We start from the raw sequence: 12,647 nt of genomic DNA, 5'->3' as shown, positions 1-12,647 counted from the left end.
ACAATGACCGGGCGTGCCGGCCGGCGGCCGAGAGTGCTCGTCGTCGACGATTCCGCGGTTGTGCGCGGCCTCGTCGCGCGCTGGGTCGAGGCGGACGACCGCCTGGACCTTGCCGGGACCTGCGCCGATGGCGAACAGGGTGTGCGCAAGGCAGGTGAACTGCAGCCCGATCTCGTCGTTCTCGATGTCGAGATGCCGCGCATGGACGGTCTCACCGCTCTGCCGCTGATCCTGAAAGCCGCTCCGCGCGCACGGGTCATCATGGCTTCCACGCTGACCCTGAAGGGCGGCGAGGTGACGATGCGTGCGCTCTCTCTGGGTGCTGCCGACTATGCACCCAAACCCGAAGCGGGCCGCGTTGCCGGCGCGGAAGGCTATCGCGTCGAATTGCTCCAGAAGCTGGTGGCCCTCGCCGGTATCCAGGGTTCTGGTCCGGCGCGCGAAATTGCAGCGGCGGTTCGCCCTGCGCCGCGGCCTTTCACCGTTTCAAACAAGGTCGAATTGCTGCTGATCGGCTCCTCCACCGGTGGGCCTCAGGCCCTGCGCGAGGTCGCCAGCGCGCTGCCGCGAGATACCCGTCAGCCGGTCGTCATCGTCCAGCACATGCCGAAGCTCTTCACGGCCATCCTGGCCGAGCACCTGTCCAAGGTCGGACTGCCCGCCAGCGAGGCCATCGATGGCGAGGTGCTCAAGGCCGGGCACGTCTATATTGCTCCGGGTGATAATCATCTCACATTGCGCGGCGCGCCGGGCGCATTCACGGCGCATCTCGATCAGAGCGCGCCCGTCAATTTCTGCCGCCCTGCGGTCGATCCGATGTTTTCGAGTGCGGCGGCGATTGCCGGGCGCAACTGCCTTGCCGTCGTGCTGACCGGCATGGGCCACGACGGACGCGAGGGCGTCCGGAAAATCCGTGAGGCCGGAGGCCGGATCATCGCGCAGGACCAGGCGACTAGCGTCGTCTGGGGCATGCCGGGGGCGGTGGCCGAGGCCGGTCTCGCCGACCAGATTCTTCCCTTGTCGGACATTGGACCGACGATCGCGCGTCACCTTAAGGGGCAGATGTAATGCTGACCGAGTCCAAGTTTCGTTTCCTGTCTGAAGATGTAAAAAAGCGGTCCGGCCTCATGCTGGGACCGGAGAAGGGCTATCTGGTTGAAAGCCGTCTCTCACCGCTCGCGCGGACCGAAGGCTTTGCCTCGGTCGAGGCTCTGGTCGACCAGATGATGCGCGGCGATGCGGCGCTGTCGGCGCGCGCGGCCGAGGCCCTGGCGACGCACGAGACGTTCTTCTTCCGCGATCGCACCCCGTTTGACGTGTTCGCCGAAACCATCGCGCCCGTGCTCAAGACGGTGCTGCACGGACGCAAGGCGAAGATCTGGTGTGCGGCCTGCTCGAGCGGCCAGGAGCCTTACTCCCTCGCGATGTTGCTGGAAGAGATGCCGGGTCTGGACGCGGACATTGTCGCGACCGATCTGTGCAACTCGGTTCTGGAAAAGGCCCGCGCCGGACTCTATAGCCAGTTCGAGGTCCAGCGTGGCCTGGCCATCCAGCGGCTGGTCAAGCATTTCGAGCAAACCGGTGACACCTGGCGCATCAGCCCGCGCCTGCGTCAGATGGTGCGCTTCGAGGTCGGTAATTTGCTCGAAGACTTCGGCAAGTATGGCAAGCAGGACGTGATCTTCTGCCGCAACGTACTGATCTATTTCGACATCGAGGCCAAGGCCAAGATCCTGGACCGGCTGGCCAATCAGCTCCAGCCGCATGGCTACCTCATCCTCGGCGCCGCGGAGACGGTCGTGGGTCTGACCGAGGCGCTCAAGCCGGTGCCCGGCCAGCGCGGCCTCTATGCGCGTCCCGAGGCTCTGGAGAAGATCAAGGCCGCGTGAGAATTCACCCGGCCTGACGGCCTAGTCACCTCCTACTACCACGACTATCACGGCGCTTCTTCGGGGGCGTTGCAAGCGATCCATCCTGAGAAAGAGCGGCGGCGAGTATAGCCGCGCGTGAGGGTGGGGAGGATAAGGCGCAGGCCGGTTCACGACTTTCAAGGATGGGCGCGCGTCGACGGTGGATGATGCCCCAACACAAAGAAAAACCCCGGATGCCTTTGGCATCCGGGGTTTTTCTTGCGGGTTCTGGAGAGAGGTTCAGGCCGCGCCGGCGGCCTTTTCCTCGTGCGGGTTGCGCAGCACGTAGCCACGGCCCCAGACGGTTTCGATGTAGTGCTCGCCACCGGTGGCGGACGCGAGCTTCTTGCGGAGCTTGCAGATGAAGACGTCGATGATCTTCAGCTCCGGCTCGTCCATGCCGCCATAGAGGTGGTTGAGGAACATTTCCTTGGTGAGCGTCGTCCCCTTGCGCAGGGAGAGCAGCTCGAGCATCTGGTATTCCTTGCCGGTCAGGTGAACGCGGTGGCCGTTCACTTCAACGGTCTTGGCATCCAGATTCACGGCGATGTCGCCGGTCTTGATGATCGACTGGGAATGGCCCTTGGAGCGACGCACGATCGCATGGATGCGCGCAATCATCTCTTCCTTGTGGAAGGGCTTGGTCATGTAGTCGTCGGCGCCGCAGCCCAGGCCGCGCACCTTGTTGTCGATATCCGCATTGCCCGTGAGGATGAGGATCGGGGTATCGACCTTGGCCACGCGAAGCGTTTTCAGGACGTCGAACCCGGGCATATCGGGAAGATTGAGATCAAGGCAGATGATGTCGTAATCATAGAGCTTGCCCAGATCGACCCCTTCTTCGCCGAGATCGGTCGTGTAGACGTTAAAGCCCTCCGACTTGAGCATCAGTTCGATGCCTTGAGCCGTCGCGCGATCGTCTTCGATCAAGAGAACCCGCATTTGTTCAAATCTCCGACTTCGCCTGGCCCGAGCTTCCCGTTCGAACCGGCTCCATGGTTAACATGCCTGCCACTGTGTGGCGACAATCCCTTAAAGAAGGTTAACGGAATTGACGCGAGCACTAGAATCGAGTCTGCAGCTGCACGCAAGAATCAGGCGTGCGCGAAGGTGTGGAAGAGCGCCAAACGCAGAGTCGTTTCAGACTCTTGAATCCTTTGGATTTCTCCGGGCGGGCCGTTGGCGGAGTGAAGCGGGGATGCTTTTTCGCCTCTGGATAGGCGCACTGCAATCAACCCATTAGAATCGCCGCAGAATTAACCTTGGTGGACCAGAATTGCCCCATTGGATGAATATATTTATTCATTCTGGGCAGAAAAGAGGCCGCGCCGGCGTCCGGCGCGGCCTTATCCGATTTCACGGTTTTATCTATTCGGCGGCTTCCAGCAGGGCCGGGCCGAGCGCGGCCAGCAACTGGCCCCATTTTTCGCTGCGACCAGGCTTGCGACCGTCATAGAGGATGCGGTCCTCGTAGCCGGTGATCCACAGCGCTTCCGGATTGCGGCGGGCGATAATCAGATCGCTCTGGCGATCGCCGTGCGGGGTCCGATGGAGGCGGAAGATCACGAGACCGTCGGCGAGCGCTTCGCCGAGTTCCCCGCCGATCGCGCGCAGCCGCTCATCACCTTCGATGACGGAGACCAGCTCGGTCTTGCCTGCTTCGGTGGAGAGGGCAAAGCGCGAGCGCTCGATTCCCGAAAGGTTGTGCTGGCTGTCGGCGTGGATCTTCCAAGCCTTCTCCACCGGCACGGCAAAGGCGCGGTGCCCCTCGATCTCGCGGCACTGGAAGAAATAGTGATTATTGACCCCCAGACGCTTCAACTCCTGCTGCATGAGACGCAGCGCATCCGGATCGTCGTTCACGCTATCGATGATCGGTGTCTGGTTTTCCAGCGTGATGAACGGGCGGGAACGCATTCTGGAGATCGCGGATTCCACGACCGGGTTGCGCAGCGGGCGGGAATGTTCGTCGCGCACATATTCGCCGGCCTCGTTCAGCCGCAGAAATTCATCCGGGTGCGTGAAATGGACCATGAAGGCCAGCATCACTTCGGGATGCAGTTCATTGAAGAGGTCCAGCATCTCGAAGAAGTTATCATCGAACCGTTCTGGGAAGAACGCCATCTCCTTGGTGCCGATGCGGATGATGTCGAGCCCCGCGTCCGCCAGCCCGTTGAGATAGTCGAACAGGTTACGGTTGGAGAGCACCATCGGATCGCCGCCGGACAGGAGCGCTTCGCGAATGCGCGGCTTCTCGGTCACCTCACCGGACGCCACCCTTGCGTTGTGAGACCTGATGTACTCGGTGATCTCGTGGATCGACGCGGTATCCTTGCCCGTCTTGCCGGTCAGGAAGTCGGACCGGTAGCAATACCGGCACCAGCTGGAACAGGCGCGCACGACATAGAGCAGCACGAGCTCGTATTTGTGCAACAGGCCCGGCGTCGGAGAATATTTGAGCTGGTTGGACGGATCGGCCTCGCCGGACAGATCGTCCATTTCCTCAGGCCGCGCCTTGATGAGATTCTTCACCGCTTCGGAGCGTTTGGCGAGATTGAGGTAATAGCCGGTCGCCCGCGGCGGCAGGCGGTCGGACACACCGGCCGCTTCCAACTCATTTAGTTCCTGTTCGGAATAAATTTCGGCGCCACCTTCCGCGATATAGGTGCGGTAGCGCGCCAGATCGTGAACGATGTAGCGGTTGAACTTCGTCTCTTCGATGCGCGCGTACACATTGTCCTTGTGCTGGCGCGACGCGGCTTTTTTCTTCGGCCGGGATCCGGCAATGCGCACGGGTTGGGAATCGAGCGGCATGGATTCTCCTCGTCGTCGAACGGTTCGGCGGCGGCGGTTACGCCTGCAGTGATCTGGTCAGAAGGGCGCGAAGTGCGCTGTCGGTGCGCGGTGCCGAGCAAGGCCGGGCAAGAGTGGACGTGAATGCGTCCGGCCGGTCTCACCCCCCTTCCTGTGTGAGCGCGGAAAATAGACATTTTCTCCGCGAAGGAAACAGCCGGAATGTTTTTGCCGGAGCTGCGTCATACGCAGCTTCCGGTCGCCGCGTTTACGCGACTGAAACTGTAATCGGCGTATTCATGAGGTCTCCCGCGCAGAATCGCGCGCAGACTGACGGAAGAGCGCCGTGGACACGCTGATCGACCGCATCTCGGCTATCGAGACACGCACCTTCAAGGGGCGGGTTTCTGCCGTGAACGGCCTTCTGGTCGAGGCCAAGGGCCCCGAGGCTGCGCTGACGCTCGGCGCCCGGGCCACTATCCGTCATGGCGATTCAGAACAGACCTGCGAGGTGGTCGGCTTCCGTGGCGAAACCGCCCTCATGATGAGCTTCGGCAATCTGAACGGTATCCGGGCCGGGGCCGAAGCACGTCTCGACCCCGAACCGGCAACCGTGCGTCCTCATGCCAGCTGGCTCGGCCGCGTCATGGACGGCGCGGCGCGTCCGGTCGATGGCGGCGGCCCGCTTGCTGAGGGCGAAGCGCCTTACCCGCTGCGCGGCGAACCGCCCTGTGCCCATTCGCGCGCCCGGCTCGGCGACCGCCTGGATCTCGGCGTGCGCGCGCTGAACATTTTTGCACCGATGCGAAAGGGGCAGCGCCTTGGTATCTTCGCCGGCTCCGGGGTCGGCAAGTCGGTCCTGATGAGCATGCTGGCCAAAGGCTCGAGCGCAGACGTGATCGTGATCGGCCTGATCGGCGAACGCGGGCGGGAAGCGCGCGAGTTCGTCGAGGATACGCTCGGTCCCGATGGCCGTGCCAAGGCGGTCGTGGTTACCGAGACCTCCGACAGTCCGGCACTGGCCCGGCGCCAGGCTGCCTACCTGACGATGAGCGTCGCCGAGTATTTCCGCGATCAGGGTCTGAACGTTCTCTGCCTTATGGACTCCGTCACCCGCTTCGCCCTGGCGCAGCGCGAGATCGGTCTGGCCGCGGGCGAGCCGCCCACGACACGCGGTTACACGCCCTCGGTCTTTGCCGAATTGCCGCGCCTGCTTGAGCGCGCGGGGCCAGGGCCTGAAGGGTCCGGCACGATCACGGCGCTTTTTACCGTCCTGGTGGACGGGGACGACCATAACGAACCGATTGCCGACGCCGTTCGCGGTATTCTGGATGGTCACGTGGTGATGAGCCGCGCGATCGCGGAACGCGGACGCTTCCCGGCCATTGATGTTCTCAAATCGATTTCGCGGACTGCGCCGGAGGTTTATGCGCCCGAAGAGGTGCCTCTGGCCCGGCAGGCCCGAAAGGTCCTGGCTGCCTATGCCGACATGGAAGAACTCATCCGGCTGGGTGCCTACACGTCAGGATCAAACCCGGAGGTGGACCGGGCAATAGCGGTCAACGAACCGCTCGAGACCCTTCTGGCACAGGGAAAAGACGAGGCCGCCTCGATCGAGGAGAGCTTCGCGGCCCTGGCCAGCATATTGGTGGATGGAAAGGGATAAGTTATGGCGACCCGCTCACACGCACCTCTGATCCGGCTGGCCCGGTTCAAGGTGGAAGAGCTGCAAAAGCAGATGGCGGAGATCGATCGGGCGCGCGCCGCGCTCCAGGATCAGATTGACCGTCTGGAAGAAAGCGTGCCCGAAGAGCAGGCCATCGCGACGGAGAGCCGGGAAGGCTATGTCGCCTATGGCAGCTATGCCCGCTCGGTCATCAAGCGCAAGGAAAACCTGCGTGCCTCCCAGGAGGAGGTCGATGCCCAGGCCGGCGAGTTGCGGGGGCGGCTCGAAACCGCCTTCGCCGAGCTGAAGAAATACGAGTTGCTCGAAGAGCGGCGTCTCGCTCGAATTGAAGAATCGGTGCGTGCAGAGGAGCAGTCCGAAATGGACGAAATCGCCGCTCGCATCCGATCTGGCGCCCACTGAAAACGCCTGTCTGCGCAGGCTGAATTTAAAGCTTCACGCGCCCTGGCTTGATTTTACAACCTCCGCGCCGCATTCTTCTTCCGTGATGGGGGCTTAGGCGGGGTAGGGGATGACTCGCGCACGTACAGTTCAGCTGGGACTGGCAGCGACGATCGCGCTGGGCGCGGTCTATGCGTCGTTTGTTCCGGGCAGCGCGGCCGATATGACTCAATGGTCGGTCGCAGATTCGGTCCGGCGCGGGCTTGGCGGGGCCGAGAGCGTGCCTTTGGGACTGCGCACCCGGGCGGTGATCGACGAAGTGATGCCGTCCGGCCGCTCCCTGACGAGCGATCGTAACCGCTTTACCCAAACCACGCCGGAAAGCCGCGGTGTCCGGATCGAGACCTCTGCCGCCGAACTGACGGTGCGGCCGAGGCTCAAACCGCCAGCGGGCGACGGACGGCGGCTGGGTGTGCAGATCACGGCTGCGCCGCAAAACGGCACGGGGCAACGCTGGTGGATTGTCGCCGGCGCGGAAAGCGAGACCTATGTCGTTTCGCCCGATACCGGCTTTCGCGATCTGAATCTCTCTCAGGTTGGCGGTCAGGCTGCGATCGGCGATGCCCATATCGGCGTCGCTTTCGAGGTCGGCCACGATGCCTATGCCAGCCTGGGTTATGTCCAGCAGCGCCGCCGCTTCGACCTGGGCGCTCAAGGCTGGGAAGAGGAAGACCATTTCCTCGGCGCAGGCTTCCGCGCTCGCTGGTAACCCCCCGGCACGCTCCCGCGCGCCGGGGGTCTTCAACACATTACCAGGCGCCCGTCCAGGTGAGGTCGACGCGAAGGCTGCGGCCGGCTTCCGCGACGCCGGCAAAGACGCGCTCGTATTCCTCGTCGAACACGTTCTCCACCCCGACATCGAGCCGGACACGGCGATCGGCCAGCGGCTGCCAGCTGCCACGCACGTCCAGTACGGCATAGCCGTCGCGATGGGCCGCGGGATCGCTGGTCTTGTCGAACTCGTCGGCAAACACCACACGAGCTCCCAGATCGAGGCGTTGCGCATCGAAGCGCCACAGAGCGTCGAGATAACCGCCGGTCGGCTGCAGAGCACCGAGCGGCTCGCCAGTGGCATTGTCCTCGCCATCCACATCGTAGAGCGCGCCGGTCAGGCGCAGCGGGCCGTTATCGTAGCGGGCCATGATTTCAAAGCCCTTCAGCGTCGCATCGGCCACGTTGTCCGACACGGTCGTACCCGCCGAGCAGGGCGCGAAAGGCGGCGCGAAGCAGGTCGGGTTGAAGGCAAAGTTGACCGACAGATTGATCAGGTCCTGCGCCTCGGTCTGGTACCAGGCGCCCTTGACCTCGAAATGGTCGTTCGCGGTGAACAGTCCCGTGCGCTGCCACCCCGCGCCGATCTCGATCGTCTCTGTCTCCTCAGGCTGAAGGGATGGATTGGCGATGAAGCGGTTGGTGATGAAGTTGGGGGCGCCCAGGATCGGGTGCGGCAGGGAGAAATGGGTCCCGTTCAGGTAGAGCTCGTTGAGCGAGGGGGCCCGGAAAGCCTCGCTCCAGCTGGCAAACAGGTTGAACTCCTCGGTCAGACGCCAGGTGGCCGCCACGCGCGGAGAGAGCGCTTCATCCTGACTGGCGTCGCTGAGCGGGCTGCCGCTTTCGAACCGGTCCCAGCGCACGCCGGGCACCAGGATGAGTTCGCCGAGCGGACCGGTGTCGACGCGTGTCTCCAGCTGCGCATAGACGCCGTAGAATGTGGTCGAGCCATCGGGCGCGCCACCGCGCACGCCTGACGGATCGGCGGAGTCAAACCCGTCCTGCTCGTCCTCATACCACTCCGCCCCGGTTACCAGCGCGGTCTCCTGCGGGCCGAGATCGAACACGGCGCGGTTTTCCACGCGCAGGCCCGTAGTGGTCAGATCGCGTTGCAGGGAGCGGTCGATCAGCGGGTCGAACTCATCGACCGCGCCGATATTGTGATAGGCGGTCAGGTCCAGATCGACGAGGCGAGAGGCCGGGTCGATGCCCAGCGTGGCTTGCAGGCTGTCGCTCTCGACCGACTTATCGACGAGCGGGTTGAGGCTGTCGACGCCGGCATCGCCCTGGCCGTTATTGGGCTCCAGCACGTCGTTGCGAAAGCCGATCCAGCTGGCGTCGAGGGAGACCGCCTGGCTCAACTCGATGCGGGTGCTGGCAAAGCCGGCGAAGATCTCGTCCTCGGCCGGCAGGGTGTCGCCCGAGCCCAGCTCGATGTCGCCGGACTGGCGAACCGAGAGGCCGGCTGCAGCGGAAATCCGGTCCGAGCGTCCGGCAAGGGCGGCGGCGCCGCGCGTCTCCTCGTTGGCGCTGCGATAGCCGGCTGACAGGCGCGCGGCGAGGCGCTCGTCATCGCTCATCAGATCGTCTGCGTTGAGTGTTTCGAACGACACCACGCCACCGGCCGCGCCCGATCCGTAGAGCGAGGAGGCGCCGCCGCGCACCGTCTCGACGCGGCCCAGCAGGGCGGGGTCGAGGAAGAGCGCGCCATCGTGAGCGGACGAGAAGTTCTGGCGCGCGCCGTTGACGAGCAGGGCGATATTCTCCCGGCTGAGGCCGCGCAGGGTAAGGGTCTGGCCGGTGCGGCGCGGGCCGCCAGAGACTTCGAGGCCCGGCACATCTTCAAGCAGATCGGCGAGATCGTACGGGCGCTCAGCCTCCAGATCGTCGAGGGTGATGACGCTGACCACGCCGGGATAGTCGAAGCTGGACAGGGTGGTGCGTGTCGCCTTGACGACGATGACGTCCTCGGACGCGCCCTCTTGGGGCGACGCGGCAGGCGCGGACTGGGCCAGGGCCGGCGAGGCGGCCAGGGCGATCAGGCTGGCACCGGCGAGCAGAGCCCCCAGGCGGGCAGGTGCAGACAAATGGGACATGAGCTTTGCGACTCCTATTGCAAATCGTTCTTAATTGCGGCACTGATGCCTGTATCGAAATGCGATTGCAAGTAGGAATCGTTTGCAAGATGGTCGCGATGCGCGGTCGGCCCGCAGACGCCGGGCCGGCGCCATCGCCTTGGGGTAGCAGAGACAGGACAGGACACGAGAGATGACACGAGGGTTTGTACGAGCAGGCTTGAGCGCCCTGGCGCTGGCCGCGTTGAGCGCGTGCGCGAGCACGTCGGGCACGGCGGAGCAAGGCTCATCTCAGGCGCAGCAGGCGCGACCGGAGCAGCATTTCGAGGCCGACCGGGAGGCCATCCTGGCCATGGCCGGAGAATACGAGGTGACGTTCGATTTCACCGAGTTCTTGCCGATCGCGCCGGGTTACGAGCTGGCCGACCCGAAGATCACGCCGGCAAGCGAAGTGGTCTATGTGATTGAGGACACAGGCGAGTTCATCTCGCTCCAGCACCTCCTTCTGGCCCGCACCGAAGACGCGTCCTTCGTGATCAAGCACTGGCGCCAGGACTGGCAGTACGAGCCGGACCGCATGCTGGCCTATCAGGGCTTTAACCGTTGGAATGTCGAGGACATCGCCACCGGCGAGGCGCGCGGCGCGTGGTCGCAGACCGTCTACCAGGTCGATGACAGCCCGCGCTATGCCGGCCTCGGCCAGTGGGAGCATGCCCGCCACGCCTCCACCTGGGAGCCGCCGGTCAGCTGGCGCCCGCTGCCGCGCCGGGATGCGACGACTCGCGACGATTACGACGTCATTGCGGCGGTCAACCGCCATACCGTGACCGAATGGGGCTGGAGCCACGGTCAGGACAATTCCAAGCTGGTGCTGCGCGAGGACGAACCCTTTGAACTCGTTCGCGAACACGGCATCAACACCTATCGCCGCGCCGACCTGGAGGGCGACGAGGATGCCGCCGCCTATTGGGACAACACGCGGGACTACTGGACGCGGGTTCGCGACGCCTGGGACACGATCATCGCAAATTCTGAGACTATCTCCGTGCAGGACGACGCGGAAGGCACGCTACTTTACGGCCCGCTGCTGTCAGCGGCGCAAAACGTCCATTTCGACCTGACCTCCACCGAGGAGGCGTGGGCCGAAGCGGTCTCTCTCATGGAGGCGCGCATCACCGCCGACGGCGATGCGGTCGACATCGACTGAGGGGGGGCACGCTGGCGGGACCGGTTCACTCACCCGGTCCCGCCGGCGTGGTGTCTTCTTGCGGCGGGGATTATTTCTTTGCGTAGCGCCGGCGCAGACCGAACAGGAAGGCGATGAGCGCAAAGAAGAGGAAGGGCCGCAGCGCCGCGGCCAGGCCGTGATCGTCGAGCCGCGCCATGGCCAGCCCGGCCGCGAAATTCATCGGCACGTCACCGGCCGAGAGGAACAGCCCGGCGAAGCGGAAGGCGAGATCGGCGCCGTAGGCGATCAGGGCAATGGCGGTCAGCTGGCTCCAGCGCGTCATCACGAGCGCGCCGACAATGGATGCCATCAGCAACACCATCCAGTCCATGAAGGTGAAGCCGGCAAGAAACCGGTCGGCCAGTTCGACAAGCATTGCGTCCCCCCAAATCCCCGTAGCGCGCAAATTTCAGGAGTTGGGCGGACCGGTCAAGCAAAAGCGGACCCGGGGGGCGGGGAGGCGAGGTGGCTGAACCGGACGAAACCGGCGTGTGTCCCCGATTTTCCTGTGCGGGCCTTCGCTTCGCTCGCCCGCAATGACGAAGGGTTGGTTCTTAGAAAAACTCCAGCGTTCGTCATCCCCGGCTTGACCGGGGACCCAGGGGGCGTGAACGCCGCCATCCGATGACGATACCCTGTCCTCTCTGGGTTCCGGCTCTCGCTGCGCTCGGCCGGAATGACCAATGTTTGAGGTATTTCAAAACCGATAAGAAATTCTCTTTCCCAGCGGAAGCTGGGATCCAGGGAGCGTCGCGCGCCGTCATTTGGTGAGGACACTCTGGTTTCTCCTGGGTCCTGACTTTCGTCAGGAAAGAGAAGCAGTCCAGTTCGCGCGAGGCCCCGGCGCTTCCTTCGGTCGGCCGGGGGTGCACTCCATTATGGTCTCTGGAATCCCGGGGCGCCGCAGTCTGCCGCTGGCCACCACCCGGTGCAGCGAGGAGCGACTATCTTGCCGCGTCCGAAGGATGGTTGATCCCGTCCACCCAGGCGACGGGCTCAAGCGCGGCGGGCTCCGCCCCCTCGATTGCGTAGAGGTTCACGCCGTATTCGTTCGGGTTCGAGCGGCGGCGGTGGAACATGTAGATCCCGCACACCGAGCAGAAATGGTGCCGGGCGGTGTGCGTGCCGAACTGGTAGAGCGTCAGCGCGTCCTCGCCCCGCACGATCTCGACCCCGTCCAGCGGTGCCGAGACGGCCGGCGCCCCGCGCCGGCGGCAGAAGGAGCAATCGCAGCGGCGCGCGGTGGCGAACCCGTCGCTGAGCGTCACGCGCAGCTCGACGGCGCCGCAATGGCAGGTGGCTTTCACGGGATCGGTCATTTTTGGCGACGCTCTCGGGCTGGAATGGGGGCGGACAGCTGTTGCTTCTGACTCTTCGCGCGCCTGCGAGTGGCCAGCCGCGCCGGGCAGGGCTCAGACTAGGCTCGCGTCTGTCGACAGGGAAGCGCGCTCAAGGCTAGCGTGCTACAGCCAGATCTTTGCAGGCGAGTGCGACCGGTTCAATCTCCTGGTGGAGAACCGGGGCAGGACTGCCCCAACCGGATTCCCATACCACCCTCGCGCGTCATCCCCGGCTTGACCGGGGACCCAGGGGGCGTGAAGCGCCGCCATCCGATGACGATACCCTGTCCTCTCTGGGTTCCTGTGTGTTGGAGCTGTGCCAGATTAGGGGCGCGAAGGAGACCGTTGGGTTCCTGACCCCCTTTGGGGAGGTCGCGATCCGGCCCGGTCCCTTCGCGCTGA

Annotated in this window: 11 protein-coding genes; 6 read left to right on the top strand and 5 right to left on the bottom strand. The window is 64.2% G+C overall.

The features are described 5' to 3' along the window. Positions 1–3: 3 nt before the first annotated feature. Positions 4–1,068, top strand: coding sequence for a protein-glutamate methylesterase/protein-glutamine glutaminase (locus E5162_RS10065; RefSeq protein ID WP_135945687.1), 1,065 nt, complete (start codon positions 4–6; stop codon positions 1,066–1,068). Beyond that, on the top strand, positions 1,068–1,889 hold the full coding sequence (locus E5162_RS10060) for a CheR family methyltransferase (protein ID WP_135945137.1): 822 nt from the start codon (positions 1,068–1,070) through the stop codon (positions 1,887–1,889). Before E5162_RS10065 ends, E5162_RS10060 begins: the two co-directional genes overlap by 1 nt. A 261-nt stretch (positions 1,890–2,150) precedes the next feature. Here E5162_RS10060 and ctrA read toward each other — a convergent pair whose 3' ends face one another. Beyond that, complete coding sequence (gene ctrA / locus E5162_RS10055) at positions 2,151–2,852, bottom strand: response regulator transcription factor CtrA (RefSeq protein WP_135945136.1); 702 nt, start codon at positions 2,850–2,852, stop codon at positions 2,151–2,153. A gap of 426 nt (positions 2,853–3,278) precedes the next feature. After that, positions 3,279–4,724, bottom strand: a complete 1,446-nt coding sequence (locus tag E5162_RS10050; protein ID WP_135945135.1) for a KamA family radical SAM protein — start codon at positions 4,722–4,724, stop codon at positions 3,279–3,281. A 325-nt stretch (positions 4,725–5,049) separates the two neighbouring features. Here E5162_RS10050 and fliI point away from each other — a divergent pair, with 325 nt between their 5' ends. The 3 genes from fliI to E5162_RS10035 all read left to right on the top strand — a co-directional run bounded on the left by fliI (position 5,050) and on the right by E5162_RS10035 (position 7,540). Continuing rightward, complete coding sequence (fliI, locus tag E5162_RS10045; protein WP_135945134.1) at positions 5,050–6,369, top strand: flagellar protein export ATPase FliI; 1,320 nt, start codon at positions 5,050–5,052, stop codon at positions 6,367–6,369. 3 nt (positions 6,370–6,372) lie between these two features. Continuing rightward, positions 6,373–6,792, top strand: coding sequence for a flagellar FliJ family protein (locus tag E5162_RS10040; RefSeq protein WP_135945133.1), 420 nt, complete (start codon positions 6,373–6,375; stop codon positions 6,790–6,792). 109 nt (positions 6,793–6,901) lie between these two features. Continuing rightward, entirely contained in the window at positions 6,902–7,540 is a 639-nt protein-coding gene (locus E5162_RS10035) for a hypothetical protein (protein ID WP_135945132.1), read from the top strand. 40 nt (positions 7,541–7,580) lie between these two features. Here the strand turns inward: E5162_RS10035 and E5162_RS10030 are convergent, their stop codons facing one another. Continuing rightward, positions 7,581–9,698 carry a TonB-dependent receptor domain-containing protein gene (locus E5162_RS10030; protein ID WP_233342207.1) on the bottom strand — a complete coding sequence of 706 codons (2,118 nt, stop codon included), beginning with the start codon at positions 9,696–9,698 and terminating at the stop codon, positions 7,581–7,583. A 172-nt stretch (positions 9,699–9,870) separates the two neighbouring features. Between E5162_RS10030 and E5162_RS10025 the strand changes: the two genes are divergently transcribed. Further along, positions 9,871–10,884, top strand: a complete 1,014-nt coding sequence (locus E5162_RS10025; RefSeq protein WP_135945131.1) for a DUF6607 family protein — start codon at positions 9,871–9,873, stop codon at positions 10,882–10,884. A 70-nt stretch (positions 10,885–10,954) separates the two neighbouring features. On the opposite strand, the gene E5162_RS10020 is transcribed toward E5162_RS10025, so the two are convergent. Both E5162_RS10020 and E5162_RS10015 read right to left on the bottom strand, forming a co-directional pair. Next, positions 10,955–11,281 (bottom strand): hypothetical protein, encoded by a 327-nt coding sequence (locus E5162_RS10020; protein ID WP_135945130.1) that lies wholly within the window; start codon positions 11,279–11,281, stop codon positions 10,955–10,957. A 568-nt stretch (positions 11,282–11,849) separates the two neighbouring features. Next, positions 11,850–12,224, bottom strand: a complete 375-nt coding sequence (locus E5162_RS10015) for a GFA family protein (RefSeq protein ID WP_135945129.1) — start codon at positions 12,222–12,224, stop codon at positions 11,850–11,852. Between the last annotated feature and the right edge of the window lie 423 nt (positions 12,225–12,647).

This window comes from Marinicauda pacifica (assembly GCF_004793635.1).
In the GTDB taxonomy this organism is placed as follows: domain Bacteria; phylum Pseudomonadota; class Alphaproteobacteria; order Caulobacterales; family Maricaulaceae; genus Marinicauda; species Marinicauda pacifica.
Note: the sequence above shows the minus strand (reverse complement) of the source record. Positions and strands in the feature narration are given on the sequence as shown.